At 64.9% G+C, this 17,969-nt stretch carries 19 protein-coding genes; 18 read left to right on the top strand and 1 reads right to left on the bottom strand.

The window, feature by feature from the left end; genetic code table 11:
* Window positions 1-2 precede the first annotated feature (2 nt).
* The 18 genes from pcaG (at window position 3) to AC50X5_RS10010 (ending at window position 17,435) form a co-directional block, all read left to right on the top strand.
* The gene (gene pcaG / locus AC50X5_RS09925) at window positions 3-560 is read left to right on the top strand and encodes a protocatechuate 3,4-dioxygenase subunit alpha (RefSeq protein WP_494975902.1); all 558 of its coding nucleotides are present in this window, start codon (window positions 3-5) and stop codon (window positions 558-560) included.
* Window positions 557-1,990, top strand: a complete 1,434-nt coding sequence (locus AC50X5_RS09930; protein WP_494975903.1) for a lyase family protein — start codon at window positions 557-559, stop codon at window positions 1,988-1,990. The genes pcaG and AC50X5_RS09930 overlap by 4 nt, the downstream gene beginning before the upstream one ends.
* Window positions 1,983-2,807: an alpha/beta fold hydrolase gene (locus tag AC50X5_RS09935; RefSeq protein WP_494975904.1), complete on the top strand. Its 825-nt coding sequence runs from the start codon at window positions 1,983-1,985 to the stop codon at window positions 2,805-2,807. The genes AC50X5_RS09930 and AC50X5_RS09935 overlap by 8 nt, the downstream gene beginning before the upstream one ends.
* Window positions 2,804-3,247 carry a 4-carboxymuconolactone decarboxylase gene (gene pcaC, locus AC50X5_RS09940; RefSeq protein ID WP_494975905.1) on the top strand — a complete coding sequence of 148 codons (444 nt, stop codon included), beginning with the start codon at window positions 2,804-2,806 and terminating at the stop codon, window positions 3,245-3,247. Before AC50X5_RS09935 ends, pcaC begins: the two co-directional genes overlap by 4 nt.
* Before the next feature lie 97 nt (window positions 3,248-3,344).
* On the top strand, window positions 3,345-4,544 hold the full coding sequence (locus AC50X5_RS09945) for a thiolase family protein (RefSeq protein WP_494975906.1): 1,200 nt from the start codon (window positions 3,345-3,347) through the stop codon (window positions 4,542-4,544).
* Between the two features lie 17 nt (window positions 4,545-4,561).
* On the top strand, window positions 4,562-5,227 hold the full coding sequence (locus AC50X5_RS09950) for a 3-oxoacid CoA-transferase subunit A (RefSeq protein ID WP_494975907.1): 666 nt from the start codon (window positions 4,562-4,564) through the stop codon (window positions 5,225-5,227).
* Window positions 5,224-5,922, top strand: a complete 699-nt coding sequence (locus tag AC50X5_RS09955; protein ID WP_494975908.1) for a 3-oxoacid CoA-transferase subunit B — start codon at window positions 5,224-5,226, stop codon at window positions 5,920-5,922. The genes AC50X5_RS09950 and AC50X5_RS09955 overlap by 4 nt, the downstream gene beginning before the upstream one ends.
* A gap of 26 nt (window positions 5,923-5,948) precedes the next feature.
* Entirely contained in the window at window positions 5,949-6,764 is an 816-nt protein-coding gene (locus tag AC50X5_RS09960) for an IclR family transcriptional regulator domain-containing protein (RefSeq protein ID WP_494975909.1), read from the top strand.
* A gap of 79 nt (window positions 6,765-6,843) precedes the next feature.
* On the top strand, window positions 6,844-7,773 hold the full coding sequence (locus AC50X5_RS09965; protein ID WP_494975910.1) for an aldo/keto reductase: 930 nt from the start codon (window positions 6,844-6,846) through the stop codon (window positions 7,771-7,773).
* A 124-nt stretch (window positions 7,774-7,897) separates the two neighbouring features.
* Window positions 7,898-8,239: a non-heme iron oxygenase ferredoxin subunit gene (locus AC50X5_RS09970; protein ID WP_493983281.1), complete on the top strand. Its 342-nt coding sequence runs from the start codon at window positions 7,898-7,900 to the stop codon at window positions 8,237-8,239.
* Between the two features lie 26 nt (window positions 8,240-8,265).
* Window positions 8,266-9,456: an NAD(P)/FAD-dependent oxidoreductase gene (locus AC50X5_RS09975; protein ID WP_494976090.1), complete on the top strand. Its 1,191-nt coding sequence runs from the start codon at window positions 8,266-8,268 to the stop codon at window positions 9,454-9,456.
* Window positions 9,457-9,601: 145 nt separating this feature from the next.
* A complete protein-coding gene (locus AC50X5_RS09980) occupies window positions 9,602-10,489 on the top strand; it encodes an endonuclease/exonuclease/phosphatase family protein (protein ID WP_494975911.1) in 888 nt (295 codons plus the stop codon).
* Between the two features lie 348 nt (window positions 10,490-10,837).
* Window positions 10,838-12,268, top strand: coding sequence for an MFS transporter (locus AC50X5_RS09985; RefSeq protein ID WP_494975912.1), 1,431 nt, complete (start codon window positions 10,838-10,840; stop codon window positions 12,266-12,268).
* A gap of 329 nt (window positions 12,269-12,597) precedes the next feature.
* The gene (locus tag AC50X5_RS09990) at window positions 12,598-12,810 is read left to right on the top strand and encodes a heavy-metal-associated domain-containing protein (RefSeq protein ID WP_494975913.1); all 213 of its coding nucleotides are present in this window, start codon (window positions 12,598-12,600) and stop codon (window positions 12,808-12,810) included.
* Window positions 12,807-13,799, top strand: a complete 993-nt coding sequence (locus tag AC50X5_RS09995) for a DUF8832 domain-containing protein (RefSeq protein ID WP_494975914.1) — start codon at window positions 12,807-12,809, stop codon at window positions 13,797-13,799. The genes AC50X5_RS09990 and AC50X5_RS09995 overlap by 4 nt, the downstream gene beginning before the upstream one ends.
* A 72-nt stretch (window positions 13,800-13,871) precedes the next feature.
* A complete protein-coding gene (locus AC50X5_RS10000; RefSeq protein WP_494975915.1) occupies window positions 13,872-16,187 on the top strand; it encodes a heavy metal translocating P-type ATPase in 2,316 nt (771 codons plus the stop codon).
* A gap of 29 nt (window positions 16,188-16,216) precedes the next feature.
* The gene (locus AC50X5_RS10005) at window positions 16,217-16,465 is read left to right on the top strand and encodes a YHS domain-containing protein (protein ID WP_494975916.1); all 249 of its coding nucleotides are present in this window, start codon (window positions 16,217-16,219) and stop codon (window positions 16,463-16,465) included.
* Window positions 16,466-16,556: 91 nt separating this feature from the next.
* Window positions 16,557-17,435, top strand: a complete 879-nt coding sequence (locus AC50X5_RS10010; RefSeq protein ID WP_494975917.1) for an alpha/beta hydrolase family protein — start codon at window positions 16,557-16,559, stop codon at window positions 17,433-17,435.
* Between the two features lie 24 nt (window positions 17,436-17,459).
* On the opposite strand, the gene AC50X5_RS10015 is transcribed toward AC50X5_RS10010, so the two are convergent.
* Window positions 17,460-17,801: a metal-sensitive transcriptional regulator gene (locus AC50X5_RS10015; RefSeq protein WP_494975918.1), complete on the bottom strand. Its 342-nt coding sequence runs from the start codon at window positions 17,799-17,801 to the stop codon at window positions 17,460-17,462.
* Between the last annotated feature and the right edge of the window lie 168 nt (window positions 17,802-17,969).

The following is a 17,969-nucleotide window of genomic DNA, read 5'->3' on the forward strand; positions in this document are numbered from 1 at the left end:
AGATGAACCAGAAACTTGTTCCCACCCCGGGCCAGACCGTAGGCCCGTTCTACGGCTACGCCCTGCCGTTCGCCAAGGACAACGAGCTCCTGGCGCCCGGCTCGCCCGGTTCCATCCGTCTCCAAGGCACGGTCTACGACGGCGCCGGGCAGACCATCCCGGACGCCATCCTGGAAATCTGGCAGCCCGACGTCAACGGCAACGTGGTGCAGAAGACCGGTTCGCTGGTCCGTGACGGTTACACGTTCACCGGTTGGGGCCGCGGCTCCGTAGGCTACTCCGGCGTGTACACGTTCACCACGGTGAACCCGGGACCCACCGAGGAAGGCGCCGCGCCGTTCATCTCGGTGGCCATCTTCGCCCGCGGCCTGACCAACCGGCTGTTCACTCGGATCTACCTCCCGGAAGACCAGGAAGCCCTCGCCAAGGACCCGCTGCTGAGCTCCCTCGAACCGGAGCGCCGCCAGACGCTCATCGCCCGCCGCGACCCGGATGGCGGGCTGACGTTCGACATCCGCCTGCAGGGTGAGGGCGAGACGGTCTTCCTGGACTTCCAATGACCGACGGCGGACTCCTCAGCCCAATCTCCGCGTCGCCTTTGGTGGGTGCCCTCACGGGTGACGGCGCGGTACTCGGAGCGATCCTGGCAGTCGAGTCCGGCTGGGCTGCCGTCCTTGAAAAGAACGGGCTGGCACCCGCCGGTTCTGCCGCCGTCGTCGCGTCAGCTGCCGATCCGCACCGTTACGACGCCACCGATATTGCCGTCCGTGCCTTGGGTGGCGGCAATCCCGTGATCCCGCTGTTGCAGGACCTGCGCGCCCACGTGGCGGAACTGGATACTGCCGGGACGGATGCTGCGAGGCACGTGCACGAGTCGCTGACCAGCCAGGACGTCCTGGACACCGCGCTGATGGTGCTCTCGCACAATACCGTTGCGGCCGTGCTGGCAGAGCTGGGGAAGATCACGACGGCGCTCGCCGCTTTGGCCGAAGAGCACGCGGGCACGCTGTGCGTGGGCAGGAGCCTCACCCAGCACTCACTGCCGTTCACCTTCGGGTTGCGGGCTGCCCAGTGGCTCCATGGTGTTGCGGCGGCGGGAAGCCAGCTGGCCGCCGTCGAACTTCCCGTGCAGTATGGCGGGGCGGCCGGAACCCTCGCGGCCGGCAGCCGCCTTACCGCAGGCACCGGGACGGACCCGTTTGAGCTGGCGGAAAAGCTCGCCGCGCAGTTGGGCCTGGCCATGCCGCCAGCGCCGTGGCACACCAACCGGTTGGCCGTCACGTCGTTGGGCAACGCGCTGGCAACCGTCCTTGATGCATTCGGCAAGATTGCTGCGGACGTGTTGTTCCTCAGCCGGCCCGAGGTGGCGGAGCTGGCTGAACCGCGGGCGGCCGGCCGGGGAGTTTCCTCCGCCATGCCGCAGAAACAGAACCCGGTGCTGTCTGTGCTGATCCGCAGCGCCGCGCTGCAGGCGCCGCAGCTGGTAGCGCAACTGCACGTGGCCGCTGCCAACTTCAACGACGAGCGGCCCGACGGCGCGTGGCACGCCGAGTGGCCTGCACTCCGGCAGCTGTTGGCGCTGACGCTCGGCGCCGCCGGCCAGGTGCGTGTGCTCGCCGAAGGGTTGCAGCTTTTCACGGAGGCCATGCGCCGGAACCTGGACAGCGCCGGTCCGCTGCTGCTGGCGGAAGGCGTCGCCGCCGCGGTGGCGCCACTGCTGCACGCTTCGAGCTCCGGGCCCGGCACTGCGGGGCAGACAGGCAAGCAACAGCTCCAGTCCGTGGTGGACCAGGCCCTGCAACTGCCGCCCGCGGAGCAGGGTGGGGGGTACCGCAGGCTTCTGCGGGCCGCCATTGCGCAGGATGTGCTCCCGGACCCGGAACTCGCCCGGCTGCTGGATCCCGCGAGCTACCTGGGTGAAGCCCGGGCCATCATTGGCCGGATCCTGGCGGCGTACCCGCAGGCCTCGAAGGGAGCAGAGCATGACTGAACAGCCCTCGCCCGGCACCATGCCCACCGTGAAGGGGGTGCTCCTTTCGCCTCAGCGTGAACTGGGCCGGCGCCCGCTGCTGGTGCTGGGCCCGTCACTGGGCACCTCCACCATCCTGTGGAACGAGGTTGCCCCGTTGCTGGCTGACAGCTACGACATCGTCGCCTGGGACCTGCCCGGCCACGGCATCTCGCCGGTTCCCGCCGTGGGGTTCGATCTTCCCGCGCTGGCCCAAGCCGTCATGGCCCTGGTGGACTCCATCAGCCCGGGCGCACGCTTCCACTACGCCGGCGTCTCGTTGGGCGGGGCCACCGGGCTGCATCTGGCCTTGCAACACCCGGACCGGATCAGAAGCCTGGCCGTCCTGTGCAGCGGCGCCAAGCTGGGCACGGCCGAGGCGTGGCGGGAACGGGCCGGGACGGTCCGTAAACTGGGCACCGCCGTGATGATCCAAGGATCCGCCGAGCGCTGGTTCGCGCCGGGATTCATGGACCGCAAACCGGACGTGGCCAGCCGGCTCCTGCACTCCCTCCGCGACGCCGACCGTTTCGGCTACGCGTATGCCTGCGAGGCACTCGCCGGCCATGACGTCCGCTCCGAACTCGAAAACATCTCCGTCCCCACCCTGGCGATGGCCGGCGTCGAGGATGTGGTGGCGCCGCCGCCGTTCGCTGTAGAGCTGGCGGACGGAATTACCTCCGGCGGAGGTACCGCGCGTGCAGAGCCACTTCCCGGCGTCGGACATCTTGCCCCTGCAGAGGATCCCGGAACGGTGGCTGGACTGATGGCCGCATTTATGGAAGAGAACAGCAAATGAACGAGTCCAACCTTCAGCGGCATGGTGCGGTCCAGCCGGACGCCACCAGCCAGGAAATTTACGACGCCGGGATGGCAGTCCGGCGGGAGGTGCTGGGATCGGCGCATGTGGACCGGGCCAACGCCGCCAAGGATGACTTCACCGGCGACTTCCAGGACATGATCACCCGGATCGCGTGGGGCGGAATCTGGACCAGGCCAGGGCTGAGCCGGCAGATGCGCTCCGCCGTCACGCTGACCGCGCTGGTGGCGCACGCGCACTGGGATGAGCTGGCCATGCACGTCCGCGCGGCCCTTACCAACGGGCTCAGCCGGGACGAGATCAAGGAAATCCTGTTGCAGACGGCGATCTACTGCAGCGTGCCATCCGCGAACTCAGCCTTCAAGGTTGCCCAAAAAGTCTTCGCCGAGATCGACAACCCCCCAACCCCTCCCAACTAGGTAGCACTAACTGCCGTTTTGGGCGCTCATAACGGCACTTACTGCTACCTAGTTGGGAAACCACACGCAGAACGCACGAAAAACACGAGGAAATCTTATGAACCAGGCATTTGTGTACGACGCGGTGCGCACGCCCTTTGGCCGCTTTGGCGGGGGCCTGGCGGGAGTCCGTCCGGATGATCTCGCCGCCCACGTCATCAAGGAAGTGGTCAGGCGCGCTCCGACGCTGGACGTTGAGCGGATCGACGAGGTGGTGTTCGGCAACGCCAACGGCGCGGGTGAGGAGAACCGGAACGTTGCCCGCATGGGCACGCTGCTGGCCGGCCTGCCAGTCTCCCTCCCCGGCACCACGGTGAACCGGCTGTGCGGTTCATCGCTGGACGCCGCCATCATCGCCTCCCGCCAGATCAACACCGGCGACGCCGAACTGATGCTGGTGGGCGGCGTCGAATCCATGAGCCGCGCCCCCTGGGTCCTGCCCAAGACGGAGAAACCCTACCCCGCAGGGGACATGACGCTGGCCTCCACCACCCTTGGCTGGCGCCTGGTTAACAAGGCGATGCCGAAGGAATGGACCATCTCGCTGGGCGAATCCACCGAGATGCTCCGGGAAAAGTACAACGTGACCCGCGAGCAGCAGGACGAGTTCGCCGCCACCTCCCATCAGTTGTCCGCCGCCGCCTGGGACGAGGGGTTCTACGACAACCTGGTCACCCCCGTGCCTGGCACCGAACTGGTCCGCGACGAAGGGATCCGCGCGGACTCCACCCCGGAAAAGCTCGCCGGGCTGCGCACCGTCTTCCGGACCGAAAACGGTACCGTCACCGCCGGAAACGCTTCTCCGCTTAACGACGGCGCCTCCGCAGCCTGGATTGGCAGCGAACGTGCCGCCGGGCTGCTGGGGATGGATCCGCTGGCGAGGATCGCCGGCCGCGGAGCGCACGCCAACGATCCGCAGTACTTCGGCTTTGCGCCGGTGGAAGCGGCGAACAAAGCCCTCGCGAAAGCGGGGATCGGCTGGGACCAGGTTGGCGCCGTCGAACTTAACGAAGCCTTCGCCGCGCAGTCCCTGGCCTGCATCAACGCCTGGGGCATCGATCCCTCGATCGTGAACCGGCACGGCGGCGCCATCGCGATCGGCCACCCGCTGGGGGCGTCCGGCACCCGCATCCTGGGCACGCTCGCCCGCAGCCTGCAGGCATCCGGCCAGCGGTGGGGCGTGGCCGCGATCTGCATCGGTGTGGGTCAGGGCCTGGCCGTAGTGCTGGAAAACGTCACCGCCACCCCCGCGGCCTAAGGAAGAGCTGGAGAAAAATGCTGAATTTCGTAGACACCGTCCAGGAGGCGGTAGCCGGCATCAAGGATGGCTCCACCGTGATGATTGGCGGCTTTGGCAACGCCGGTCAGCCGTTTGAGCTGATCGATGCGCTGATGGACTGCGGCGCCCGGGAGCTGACGGTGGTGAACAACAACGCGGGCCAGGGTGACCAGGGCCTGGCGCTGCTGATCAAGGAAGGCCGGGTGCGCAAAATGATCTGTTCGTTCCCCCGGCAGTCCGACTCATGGCACTTTGACGCCAAGTTCCGGGCCGGTGAAATAGAGCTGGAACTGGTTCCGCAGGGCAACCTTGCCGAGCGCATCAGGGCAGCCGGTGCCGGAATCGGCGGCTTCTTCACGCCCACCGGCTACGGCACCATGCTGGCCGAGGGCAAGGAGACCCGGATCATCGATGGACGCGGCCAGGTGTTCGAGACGCCCATCCATGCGGACGTCGCCCTCATCAAGGCGCTAACGGCGGACGAGAAGGGCAACCTGGTGTACCGCAAGACCGCCCGGAACTTTGGCCCCATCATGGCCGCTGCCGCGAAGCACACCATTGCACAGGTGTCCGGGATCGTCCCCGCCGGTGGCCTGGATCCGGAGAACGTTGTAACCCCTGGCATTTACGTCAACAGCATTGTGAAGGTGGCCGACAGATGAGCTTGCAAACCTCTGAAACTCCGCTGGGCCGTGACGACCTTGCCCGGTTGGTTGCCCGGGACATCGCCACCGGTTCCTTTGTGAACCTTGGCATCGGCCAGCCCACCGCGGTGTCCAACTACCTCCTGCCTGAACAGGACATCACGCTGCACACGGAGAACGGCATGCTGGGCATGGGACCGGTTGCCACAGGCGATGCCATTGACGGCGACCTCATCAACGCGGGCAAGATTCCCGTCACCGAACTGCCGGGGGCTTCCTACTTCCACCACGCTGACTCCTTCGCGATCATGCGCGGCGGCCACCTGGACATCTGCGTGCTGGGCGCCTTCCAGGTTTCGGCCACGGGGGACCTCGCCAACTGGCACACCGGGGCGCCGGACGCGATCCCCGCCGTGGGCGGCGCGATGGACCTCGCCACCGGCGCCAAGGACGTTTTTGTGATGATGACACTCCTCACCCGGGAGGGCGCCTCCAAAATTGTCCAGTCCTGCAGCTACCCGCTCACGGGCGTTGGTTGCGTGACCCGGGTGTACACGGACAAGGCTGTTTTCCTGACCGGGCCCGACGGCGTCCGGGTACGTGAGACGTTCGGCTGCACCTTCGAGGAGCTGCAGGAGCTCGTTCAGGTTCCGCTGACCGCCGTACCGGCCACCGGATCTGCCAGCCCCGCCTCCTTGGAGCCCACGGCGTAGCGGGCCGCCACCTAGGATTGGAAACCATGACCGACGCCGCCCGCACAGACACCCGGCAGGCCCCCCAGGCCAGCGACCAGTACGTCCAGTCGCTGGCCCGCGGCCTGGCGGTGATCCGCGCCTTCGACACGGACCATCCGCTGATGACGCTCACCGAGGTGGCTGCCCGGACCGGGCTGACCCGCGCCACGGCACGGCGCTTCCTGCACACGTTGGTGGAACTGGATTATGTGCGCACCGACGGCAAGACCTTCGCGCTGACAGCCAAGGTGCTGCAGCTGGGCTACGCCTACCTTTCCGGGCTCTCGCTGCCGCAGCTTGCCCAGCCGCACCTGGAAGAGCTGTCCCTCAAACTCGGAGAATCGACGTCGGCCGCTGTCCTGGACGGGACGGACATCGCCTACATTGCCCGGGTGACAACGCGACGGATCATGAACGTCGGCATCACCGTGGGCACCAGGTTCCCGGCGTACGCCACAGCGATGGGCCGGGTGCTCCTGGCCGCGTTGCCGCCCGCCCTGCTCCGGGAACACCTGGAACAGACCGAGGTGAAACCGTTGACGCCGCGGGGCCTGGCCGGAGAGCAGGAACTGCTGGCCGTACTGGACACCGTCCGAAGGCAGGGCTGGTGCCTGGTTGACCAGGAGCTGGAGCTGGGACTGATGTCCGTTGCCGCGCCGGTGTATGACGGACCCAGCAAGGTGGTGGCCGCGGTCAATGTGTCCTTGCAGGCGCAGTCCGTGGCCGCGGAGCAGGATCCGGACGCCTACCTCGCCTCCGTAGCCCAGGAAATAGTGGCGACGGCGAAACTCATCTCTGCGGATCTCAGCGCCAGGTCGTAGGGCTGCAGGAAGCCCGAACCGTGCATCCGGCCGATCCGGCTGGTTGAATGGCAGCATCCGTCCACGTACAGGAGCAGGCATGCAGTTCAATAATCTTCGTCGCCTTGGCCTCACCAACATCGAGGTTTCCCCCGTGACACTCGGCACCTCGTTCCTGGGCAATCCGCCGCAGCCGGACAACATGCCTGCGCCGGAGGCCTATGACCTGGCCCGGGAGATGCTCGCCAGCCGGTTCGCGGCCGTGGATACGTCCAACAACTATGCCCAAGGGCGGAGTGAGACGGTGCTTGGCGAGGTCCTGCGCGAGGGCGGCTTGCAGGACGGCCACCTGGTGATCACCAAGGCCGACGCCGATCCAGTCACCGGCAGCTTCGACCGGGACCGTGTGTGGAGGTCCTTCGAGGAGAGCACCCGGCGGCTCGGGCTGGAAAAGCTGCCGCTGTTCCATCTGCACGACCCGTTTTCGCTGAGCTTCGAGGAAGCCTTCGCCCCGGGGGGTGCTGTCCAAGGCATGGCCGAACTGAAGGAACAGGGCCTGGTGGGCGCCATCGGCATCGCCGCAGGAGAGATCACTCCAATGCGCCAATTCGTGCGCAGTGGGGCTTTTGACGTGGTCCTGACCCACAACCGCTACACCATTGTGGACCGGCGGGCCGAGGACCTCCTCCAGGATGCAACGCAGCGCGGCATGGGCGTCTTTAACGCGGCACCCTTCGGCGGCGGACTGCTGGCAGGCAAGGGAACCAGCTACGCGTACCGGGAGAGCCCGCCCGCGCTGCTCGAATGGCTGGACAAGGCCAAGGCGCTCTGCGGCGAGTGGTCGCTCGAGCTGCCGGCCGTGGCACTGCAGTTCTCACTGCAAAGCCCGCTGATCCACTCGACGGTGGTGGGGGTCAATAAACCCGGACGGCTCGAGGACCTCCAGCGCCTCCAGGCGGTATCCATTCCAGCGCAGTTCTGGACCGAACTGGACAAGCTGGGGACACCGCCGTCGACCATTGAGGACTGACAGCGGCGCATTGGCCGGCATCTGCAGACCGGGACTTTGGTGGCGGCTTTTTTACTACCATTGAACATGGGTGCAGGAACTGCACGCCCGGTACGAGGACACTATAGATACCCCTGGAGTAAGCGTGAGCGAACCAATCAAGGTCGGCACCGTCGACGAAATCGACGAAGGTACGGCGAAGGTAGTTCCCGCTGAGGAAAACGGAACGGGCGAGGACATTGCCATTTTCCATGCCGAGGACGGCAATTTCTACGCGCTGAACGACACCTGCACGCACGAGACAGCGTCCCTGGCAGAAGGTTGGGTTGAAGGCGTGGAGGTGGAATGCCCCATGCACTCCGCCAGGTTCAGCCTCAAGACGGGCGCGGCCCTATGCATGCCGGCGTTCATTGCGGCCCGCACCCACAAGGTTGAGGTCAAGGACGGCGAGATCCTGTTGTTCCCGAATGTGACGGCGGAGGTGTAGTACTGGGCACCAACTCTGTAGCCATCATCGGTGGCGGCATGGCCGGCTTTACCGTGGCAAAGGAACTGCGCGGCCGGGGCTTCGAGGGCACCGTGACCATCATCGACCCCGCCGGCACGCCCTACGACCGGCCGCCGCTCAGCAAGGATTACCTGCTGGGGAAGCGCGACCATGCCGGAATCCAGCTCGCTGCCGACCACTGGTTCCAGGAGCAGAACATCACCATCGTCACCGGCAAAGCTGTTTCCCTGGATCCCGACGCCGGCACGGTAGTCCTGGAGGACGGCCGGGAAGTCACGGCAGACCGCGTTGTGCTCGCCACCGGCGGTACCGCCCGCCGCCTGCCCATCCCGGGCGGGGACCTGGACTCCATCCTGGAACTGCGCACCAGGGAAGACGCCGATCGCCTGCGCGCAATGCTGAAGCCGGGCGCCCGGCTTGCGATCATCGGTGCCGGCCTGATCGGGGCGGAAGTGGCGTCGTCGGCGCTTCCCTTTGGCGCCGCCGTCGTACTCATCGATCCCGTGGATCCGCCGCTGGTGCCGGCCGTGGGGCATGAACTCGCCAGCAGGTTGCACGCAATGCACCCGGAACGCGGCGTTGACGTAGTCAGCGGAGCGCCTACGGCCATCACTGCCGACGCTGACGGCAAGCACCACATTGACCTTGCTGCCGGCGGAACCATCACCGCGGACGCGGTACTGGTAGGCATCGGCATCGTCCCCGAAACCAGGCTGGCCGAATCCGCCGGACTGGAAACGGACAACGGCATCATCGTCGACGAATCCCAGCGGACTGCGCACCCGATGGTCTACGCCGTGGGCGACAGCTCGCGTGTCCGCCTCGCCGACGGCACCCTGCTGCGCCGCGCCGAGCACTGGGAACACGCCATGAATACGGGAGCCACGGCTGCTGCCGCGCTGCTGGGACAGGAACTCCCAAAGCACGGCGCCAGCTGGTTCTGGTCCGACCGACACGGCGTCCACGTCGAGGGCGTAGGAAGCATGGTGGGCGACGGCACGATCGTCGTCCGGGAGAAGGACGGCAAGCCGTCAGTGGTGTTCCGGCTGGATCCGGAAGGCTTCCTGGCCGGTTGCGCCGCGGTGGACGGCGGCCTCGCCGTGCGCGCCGCACGGCGCCTCATCGACCGCCGGACCGCAGTCGATCCGGCCCAGCTCGCGGACCCCACGGTGGACCTTCGGAAACTTGCTCGGTAGGAGCAGAGGCGCGGCAGGAGCAGATAGGGGCCTAGTGACGGCCACGGTTTTCATCCGGGTGTTGCCTTGCATTCATCTGCGCTTGGCGCCAGGCTAACTTAGCGGGCAATGATGGAAGGGTGAGTCCGACCAGTGGAGCCAGGCGATGACCAGCACTTCGGTACTAACCCGTAGCCATCATTCGAGTGACGCCGCGGGGAACGGCAGGACCGCTGTGATCGGTTTCGCCGGCCATACCGACCTGCACATCATGAGCTTCAACATCCGGCTGGACATCACCGACACCCTGCCCGGAGAGGCCGATTACTGGCCGGAACGTTTCCTGGCACTCACTGCGCTGCTGGCACGCGAGGCGCCTACCGCCGTCGGCGTCCAAGAGGCCATGTTCCACCAACTCAGTGCCATCACCGACGCGCTGCCCGGCCATTACGAGTACATTGGCAAGGGCCGTGACGGCGGTGAGGATGGCGAGTACTCGGCCATTTTCTACGATGCCCGGCGCTTGGATGTCATCGAGTGGGACCAGTTCTGGCTCTCCGACACTCCTGACATCGCCGGCTCCACCACCTGGGGGAACTCGGTGACCCGGATTGTTACCTGGGGCCGGTTCCTCGATTTGTCCACGGGCAGGCAACTCGTCCTGGTCAACACACACTTTGATCATGAGTCGGAGAATGCCCGGCTCCGCAGTGCCGCCGCCATCCTGGAATTGATGGACGGCTTCAGCCCCAAGCTCCCTGCCATCCTGACCGGTGACTTCAACGCGCCGGCCGCGGGTTCAGGAGCCTACGATGCACTGGTGGGCTCCGGCATTTTCGACGACGCCTGGGACGCGGCCGCGCAAAAGCTGACTCCTGCTTACGGCACCTTCCCCAACTACAAGGATCCTGTTCCCGGCGGCACCCGGATCGACTGGATCCTGGCCACTCCGGACGTCAGCGTCCGCCAGGTCGCCATCAACACTTTCACCCTGAACGGCCGATACCCCAGCGATCACGCCCCGGTCCAGGCACTGGTGCGGCTGCGGCACTAAACGCCTTATTTCTGTCAAAGCTCCCATGAACGGACCTAACTTATTGCTTTAGGCGGTTCACGGAGAGAACCGGGTGCACCGGTCATGGGCTCCCGTTGATGAACCCGCTGCCACCACTGAAGAAGCGGTGGACGGGGAAAAGGTCGGGGTCCCTGTCAGACCGAAGCCCTTGCGCCGGCGGCCCGCCTTGCGTGGCTCTCTCCTTTGGCTCTGAAGCGCCTATCGCTCCGGCGCCCCCACAGCGCTTGACTTCCATACCCCCCATGGGTATACCATGAGCTGCACCCATACCCCCTACGGGTATATTCACCGGACGCCTGCCGTCCGGAGTTCTCAGGAGGAAGTCAAATGTCTACACAACCACCCCTATCGCCAGCGAAGCGGTGGCTCGGCCTGCTGCTGATCGCTACAGCGCAGTTCGTCGTCATCATGGACACCTCGATCATCGGTGTCGCTCTGCCGGATATTCAAAAAGACCTCGGCTTCACGCCAGAGTCGCTCTCGTGGGTGTTTAACGCCTACGTGGTCGCCTTCGGAGGCCTTCTCCTGTTGGGAGGTCGCCTTGCTGACATCTTCGGCGCCAGGAAGATTTTTGTGCTGGGTTGGCTGATTCTGATAGCAGGATCATGGCTGGCCGGAGCCGCCAACAATGCCGGACTCGAGATCGCAGGCCGCGCCATCCAAGGCGCAGGTTCCGCATTGATCGCACCAGCGGCACTTACTCTGCTGATGATGCTCTTTGGCGGGACGTCCGACCTTCCCAAAGCTTTCGCAGTCTACGGCGCCGCAGCACCCATCGGAGGCACTGCTGGCGTCTTCCTGGGAGGAGTGCTGACCGAGTATGCGAGCTGGCCCTGGGTGTTCTACGTCCAGATACCGATCGCGGTCGTCGTACTCGCATTTGCAGCAGCAGCGCTTCCCGCAACCCCACGAAAGGCGTCGGGATCAATCGACATCGCCGGGGCGCTGACAGTCACAGGCGGACTCGCCGCTGTCGTCTACGCCGTCGTTAACGCCCCGGAAGTCGGTTGGCTCACCCTGCCCACCCTCAGCGTGCTGGCCGGAGGCCTCGTCCTCCTGATTGTCTTCTTCGTCATCCAAGCACGAAGCCGCAACCCGTTGCTGCGGCTCGGACTGCTTCGCGCGCCCCAGCTCGGAGCTGCCAACGGTGCCCAGCTACTGCTGGGTGCGGCATGGGTATCGATGTGGTTCTTCTTGAACCTGTATCTACAGCAGGTACTCGGCGCGACTGCCTTTGCTGCCGGCGCAGCGCTCCTCCCGATGACTGGCCTGGTAGTTCTCGTCATGATCGCCTGGGCGCCACGGCTTCAAGGGAGGTTCGGCGCGAAATCGCTGATTGTCACAGGCCTCCTCCTCTTGGCCGCCGGACTTCTGTGGCTCTCCTTCGTGCGTCCCGACGGCAATTATGTTGTTGACGTCCTACCCGCATCGCTTCTGGCAGCCCTGGGAATGTCGCTGGCGTTCGTGCCTTCTCTCGGTACCGCTATCAACGCGGCCCCGCCGTTGGAAACCGGCGTCGCTTCAGGGTTGGTGAGCACCAGCTACCAGATTGGGTCCGCGCTCGGGCTCGCAGCCCTCACGGCATTCGTTTACGGCATCTCCGGTAGCGATCCCTCTCGGGTAGAGCTGACGGCGGGTTATTCCGCAGCCTTTATCGGCGCAGGTATCCTCGCCCTGGCCGGAGCAGTGATCATAGCCTTTGCGATGACTAAGCCAAAGGCCTCCACGCCTGTGTCCGACGAGTCGATCTCGGTGTAACAGACGGGCGGGTTCGGGAAGCTGCGTCCCTCCGGCCACGGGCCACCCGGCACTGGAGGAAGTACAGGTTCTGGACGCTGCAGCGGTGGACTTTTCAGAACAGATTGCCGCCGAAGGTGCCGACTGGCCCGCAGCTTAGGCCTGATCGCTGGACCGTTTGTTGCTTCCACCACGCCTGGCTGCCGGATTCTCGAGCATAAATGCACGGTGGACCCGGCAGTCAGGCCAGCAGACTCCTAGCTGTAACCTGCTTGACTTAATACCCCCCATGGGTACCTTAGCAACTATACACATACCCCCTAGGGGTATTAACGAAAAGGAGTGAGACCATGACTACCACTGAATTTCAGGTAACCGGCATGACCTGCGGTCATTGCGAGATGTCCATCCGGGAAGAAGTCCAGGAAGTGCCCGGTGTTGAGTCCGTAGAGGTCAGCCACCAGACCGGCAAGCTCGTGGTCAGAGGCAACGGAACAGTCGACGACTCAGCTGTCATCGCGGCTGTTCAGACGGCCGGCTACCAGGGGGTGCGGTCGGTATGAACGCAGCCGGCCGACTGGGCACTTACGCAGCGGGGCTCGCTGTGGTCTTTGCCGGGGGTTACTCTGTGGCGGGAGCCGTAGTGCCGGAGCAGACGGTAACCGCATGGGAGCAGTCCGCGGAGAATTCCACTGGTGGGCATGCCAGTGCCGGACACGCGGAGTCACCCGGGCATGCTCCGGCTGTAGGCGGGTCTCCGGTACAGGGCGTCACCTCCGAGCGGGGCGGATACCTGCTCGGTGGGATCACCGCCCCGCCGGCAACCGGAGCTGCAGGCGAGCTGGCATTTACGGTTACCGGCCCCGGAGGGTCCCCCGTGACGCAGTTTGAGACCTCGCACGAAAAGCAGGCCCACCTGATTGTGGTGCGTTCCGACGGGTCCCATTACCGTCATGTGCATCCTGTGATGGACCAGGCCGGGCGCTGGTCGCTGCCATGGCAGTGGGAAGCGGCAGGCACGTACCGGATTTACGCCGACGTTCAGCCGGCCGGAGCCGGTGAGGGCCTGACGCTGACCCGCACAGTAGATGTGGCCGGGCCTTTCGAGCCCGCCTCCCTTGGAGTGTCGACCGCCGATGAAGTAGACGGATTCGAGGTTCTCCTGAACGGTGATTTGGTGGCCGGATCAGCGGCGGCTCTGACGGTCAGTGTCAGCCGCGATGGCCAGCCGGTGACCAGCCTGCAGCCCTACCTAGGCGCCTATGGGCACCTGGTGGCGCTGCGTGCAGGGGACTTAGCCTACCTGCATACCCACCCTGAGGGTGCTGGGGCTGCGGCTGGCGAACTCTCCGGACCCGAGGTGAAATTCGCAACTACGGCTCCGACCCCTGGCCGCTATTACCTCTACTTCGATTTCCAGGTCGACGGACAAGTCCATACCGCCCGGTTCACCATCGACACGGCGGGATCATCGCGGGACGTTATCGCACCAACCCCCACACCGGCATCAACCGACAGCAGCACAGCCGACGACGGGCATGGCGGTCACTGACCCGCACCACCTAACACCCCGAGGAGCCCGACCAGACAGGTCAGGCCCGGGCCGGGAGAAAGAAGTCACCCAATGTCTGAAACTACCGCGTGGCAACAGGCGCCGGGCATCGATATAGAACTTGCGATTGGCGGGATGACGTGCGCTTCGTGCGCCAACCGGATTGAACGCAAACTCAATAAGCTCGACGGCGTCATCGCCTCGGTGAATTACGCTACCGAGAAGGCCCGTATCACCGCCCCCGCCGGCTATGATCCCCAGGCCCTGGTCGCCGAGGTGGAAAAGACCGGATACACCGCAGCCTTACCCAGCGCCCGGCGGGAACAACAGCAAGGCGAGGAAACCGACCGTCCTGACAGCGAACTGCTTTCCTTAAAACACCGGCTTATCGGCAGCGCAGTGCTCTCGATACCTGTCATCGCCATGGCGATGGTCCCGGCGCTGCAGTTCGCCTACTGGCAGTGGCTGTCCCTGGCGATGGCTGCACCGGTGATCCTCTGGGCCGGTTGGCCATTCCACAAAGCCGCTTACACCAACCTGCGCCACGGTGCCGGGACCATGGACACGCTGATTTCCATGGGCACCACGGCAGCATTCCTCTGGTCCCTTTACGCGCTGTTTTTTGGCACCGCCGGGATGCCGGGGATGACGCACCCCTTCGAACTGACCGTTGCTCCCACTGACGGGGCTGCCAACATCTACCTGGAAGTCGGCGCAGCGGTGATCTTGTTCATCCTGGCCGGACGCTACTTTGAGAAGCGTTCCAAGCGTCAGGCTGGCGCGGCGCTGCGCGCGCTGCTGGAGCTCGGCGCCAAAGACGTTGCGGTACTGCGCGACGGCGACGAAATCCGCATTCCTACCGACCAGCTATCGGTCGGTGATGAGTTCCTCGTCCGTCCCGGTGAGAAAATCGCCACCGACGGCGTCGTAGTCAGCGGCCGCAGCGCGGTCGATGAATCCATGCTCACCGGCGAGTCCGTTCCGGTGGAAGTCGGGGAGGGCGGCAAGGTAACGGGCGCTACGGTCAACTCCGGAGGACGCCTGATCGTCCGCGCAACCCGCGTCGGGTCCGACACCCAGCTGGCACAGATGGCCCAGTCCGTGGAGAACGCCCAGTCCGGCAAGGCCGAAGTCCAGCGCTTGGCCGACCGAATCTCCGGAGTGTTCGTACCCATCGTGATCGCCATCGCCACAGGCACGCTAGCTGCCTGGCTCGGTGCAGGGTTCCCGGCAACGGCAGCATTCACCGCCGCGGTGGCCGTCCTCATTATTGCTTGCCCGTGTGCACTGGGTCTGGCAACCCCTACTGCACTGTTGGTTGGCACAGGCCGCGGGGCCCAGTTGGGCATTCTGATTAAGGGCCCGGAAGTGCTCGAATCCACCCGCAAGGTCGACACCATCCTGCTGGACAAGACCGGCACGGTCACCACAGGCAAGATGACCCTGCAGGGCGTGCACGCCGCAGCAGGCGTCAGCGCAGAGGAACTGCTCCGCATCGCCGGGGCACTGGAAGACTCTTCCGAGCACCCGATTGCCCAAGCCATCGCCCGCGGCGCCACCGAACGCGTTGGCGACCTGCCAACCCCTGAAACTTTCACGAATGTCGAAGGACACGGTGTGCAGGGTGTGGTCGAAGGACACCTGGTCATCATCGGACGCGAAGCCATGCTTGAGGACTGGTCACTGACCATGCCCGCAGACTTGGCCATGGTCAAAGCACAGGCCGAAGCAGCCCGTGAAACGGCGATAGTCGTAGCCTGGGACGGGCAGGTCCGCGGAGTGCTCACCGTCGCCGACGCGATCAAGGAAACCAGCGCCGAAGCCATCGCACAGTTCCGCGCCCTTGGCCTGGCGCCGGTGCTGCTCACCGGTGACAATCGGGTAGTCGCCGAACAGGTCGCCGCCCAGGTAGGGATCGAACAGGTCATTGCCGAAGTCCTGCCCCAGGACAAGGTCCGTATTGTCACGGACCTGCAGAAGCAGGGCAAAGTCGTGGCCATGGTCGGTGACGGCGTTAACGATGCCGCAGCCCTGGCCCAGGCAGATCTGGGCCTGGCCATGGGCACCGGCACCGACGTCGCCATCCAGGCTGCTGACCTCACCTTGGTTCGCGGAGATCTGCGGGCGGCAGCAGATGCGATCCGGCTTGCCCGGAAAACCCTTAGCACTATCAAGGCCAACCTGTTCTGGGCGTTCGCCTACAACGTGGCTGCGATCCCGTTGGCCGCCCTGGGGCTGCTCAACCCGATGCTCGCCGGAGCCGCGATGGCGTTCTCCAGCATCTTCGTCGTCACCAACAGTCTCCGTCTGCGCTCCTTCAAAAGCCAGGCGGGCAACATGTCTGCGGCCGCCGAGCACTCTCGTGCACGGCAGCCGATCGACGCCTGAATCCCAACCCACCCACCGAAAGGAACCCCATGGGAAGCTGCTGCAGCACGTCCGCCACGGACACTTCAACCGAGAACCTGACTCTCACCGATCGTCCTGTAGAGGCCGATGACGCCCTTACCACGTGCCCGGTCATGGCCGGCACCCCCGTAGTTAAGGCTCTCGCGGAAGCCACCGGCCTCTTCCGGGACTACGAAGGCAAGCGCTACTGGTTCTGCTGCGCAGGCTGCGGACCGGCCTTTGACGCCGACCCAGCCAAATACGCAAACGCCGACTGACGCCGTCGGCGGCAGGAACGCACACCATTGGGCGCGGTGACCAATAGTCACCGCGCCCAATGCTTACCGCCCAAGAAAGGACCCCACAGCTATGACTGGTAGGCCCCTGACCATTCGCTGCGAAGACGGCTACGAACTGCATGGACACATTTGGGAACCTTGCGCACTGCAGGTGGAATCATCCGGCTCTGTAGTCGTCATTGTCGGTGCCACCGGAGTTTTAGCCTCGTATTACCACCGCTACGCTTCCTTTCTCGCGGAGAACGGATTGGTCGCCATCACTTTCGATTACCGCGGGATCGGGCAATCGAGGGGAGTGAACATCAGAAACCTGGAGGCCAATTGGTACGACTGGGGACTGAAGGACATTGACGCAGTTCTCGAGTGGGCTGTAGCCAACGTCAGCCACGACCTTCACGTCGTAGGCCACAGCTTTGGCGGATTCGGGGTCGGACTGGCACAACACGGCCAACAGGTAAAGCGACTCTTAACCGTCGGCGCTCAACACGCCCACTGGCGGGACTACCGTCCGGGACACCGGCTGCACTTCTGGTGGCGTTGGCACGTCCTAATGCCTGCCATGACGCTTCGGCATGGGTACTTCCCCGGCAAGCGTCTCGGATGGCTCGAAGATCTGCCCAAAGGCGTCGCCCTGAACTGGGCGCGAAGCCCAAAAGACTTTGCCGCCGGGGCGGGCCCTAGGAGGAGAGCGGTATACGCAAATCAATCTTCCTTCACAGCTGCGACCCTTGCCGTTTCTGCTGCCGACGATCCTTTCGCATCCGAGGCCGCCATCGCGCGCGGACTGGGCTACTATCCGAATAGCCCCGCCATCGTTGTGCAGCTAAAGCCGCAGGACTTCAACAGCTCAGAAATCGGGCACTTCGCCCTCTTCCACAGCCGCTTCCGTGGCACATTCTGGACCGGAACCCTCCGTTGGCTGCGTAACGGGACTAATCCTTGGGCCTAAGTAGCACGGTTCGGCCTCAACATCCTAGGCGCGAACGAAGCGGGCGATAGCCTCTGTGGCTTCCTGCATTTTGGCCAGTCCAGCCTCATCACCGAGCTGGGCTGCATCCAGGACGCAGTGCTTCATGTGGTCATCCAGCAATCCCAAAGCGACGCCGCGCAGGGCGGCCGTCAGGGCTGAGACCTGGGTGAGAATGTCGATGCAGTATTGCTCTTCATCAACCATCCGGGCAATGCCGCGGGCCTGGCCCTCGATGCGCTTAAGCCGGGCCAGGTAGCGCTCTTTGTCAGTGATGTAGCCGTGGGTCGTGTGGCACTGCTCGTCGTCGTTGGAGGCGACAGGCGGTTTGGTGGTGGATGGAGTCATGATTTTCCTTGAGGTATGACGGACGAGGGGGATCCTGTGCCCCGACGCAAGGACGGCTCCTGCATGATACGGGCGGCGGCATCCACCGCGCACCGAAGCAAGCAACCCGCTGCCCAGCCGATCACTTTGCTTAAAGGACCGCTCAGCCGGCCAACGCTTGCCCCCATA

It is taken from the genome of Pseudarthrobacter sp. MDT1-40-2 (assembly GCF_059383595.1).

Bases quoted from the DNA above. Each gene is read 5' to 3' on its own strand.
- AC50X5_RS09985 (WP_494975912.1), top strand. From the start codon at position 10,838: ATGTCTACACAACCACCCCTATCGCCAGCGAAGCGGTGGCTCGGCCTG.
- AC50X5_RS09945 (WP_494975906.1), top strand. From the start codon at position 3,345: ATGAACCAGGCATTTGTGTACGACGCGGTGCGCACGCCCTTTGGCCGC.
- AC50X5_RS09965 (WP_494975910.1), top strand. From the start codon at position 6,844: ATGCAGTTCAATAATCTTCGTCGCCTTGGCCTCACCAACATCGAGGTT.
- AC50X5_RS09980 (WP_494975911.1), top strand. From the start codon at position 9,602: ATGACCAGCACTTCGGTACTAACCCGTAGCCATCATTCGAGTGACGCC.
- AC50X5_RS09990 (WP_494975913.1), top strand. From the start codon at position 12,598: ATGACTACCACTGAATTTCAGGTAACCGGCATGACCTGCGGTCATTGC.
- AC50X5_RS09955 (WP_494975908.1), top strand. From the start codon at position 5,224: ATGAGCTTGCAAACCTCTGAAACTCCGCTGGGCCGTGACGACCTTGCC.
- AC50X5_RS10015 (WP_494975918.1), bottom strand. From the start codon at position 17,801: ATGACTCCATCCACCACCAAACCGCCTGTCGCCTCCAACGACGACGAG.
- pcaG (WP_494975902.1), top strand. From the start codon at position 3: ATGAACCAGAAACTTGTTCCCACCCCGGGCCAGACCGTAGGCCCGTTC.
- AC50X5_RS09930 (WP_494975903.1), top strand. From the start codon at position 557: ATGACCGACGGCGGACTCCTCAGCCCAATCTCCGCGTCGCCTTTGGTG.
- AC50X5_RS10010 (WP_494975917.1), top strand. From the start codon at position 16,557: ATGACTGGTAGGCCCCTGACCATTCGCTGCGAAGACGGCTACGAACTG.
- AC50X5_RS10005 (WP_494975916.1), top strand. From the start codon at position 16,217: ATGGGAAGCTGCTGCAGCACGTCCGCCACGGACACTTCAACCGAGAAC.
- AC50X5_RS09960 (WP_494975909.1), top strand. From the start codon at position 5,949: ATGACCGACGCCGCCCGCACAGACACCCGGCAGGCCCCCCAGGCCAGC.
- AC50X5_RS10000 (WP_494975915.1), top strand. From the start codon at position 13,872: ATGTCTGAAACTACCGCGTGGCAACAGGCGCCGGGCATCGATATAGAA.
- AC50X5_RS09950 (WP_494975907.1), top strand. From the start codon at position 4,562: ATGCTGAATTTCGTAGACACCGTCCAGGAGGCGGTAGCCGGCATCAAG.
- AC50X5_RS09935 (WP_494975904.1), top strand. From the start codon at position 1,983: ATGACTGAACAGCCCTCGCCCGGCACCATGCCCACCGTGAAGGGGGTG.
- AC50X5_RS09995 (WP_494975914.1), top strand. From the start codon at position 12,807: ATGAACGCAGCCGGCCGACTGGGCACTTACGCAGCGGGGCTCGCTGTG.
- pcaC (WP_494975905.1), top strand. From the start codon at position 2,804: ATGAACGAGTCCAACCTTCAGCGGCATGGTGCGGTCCAGCCGGACGCC.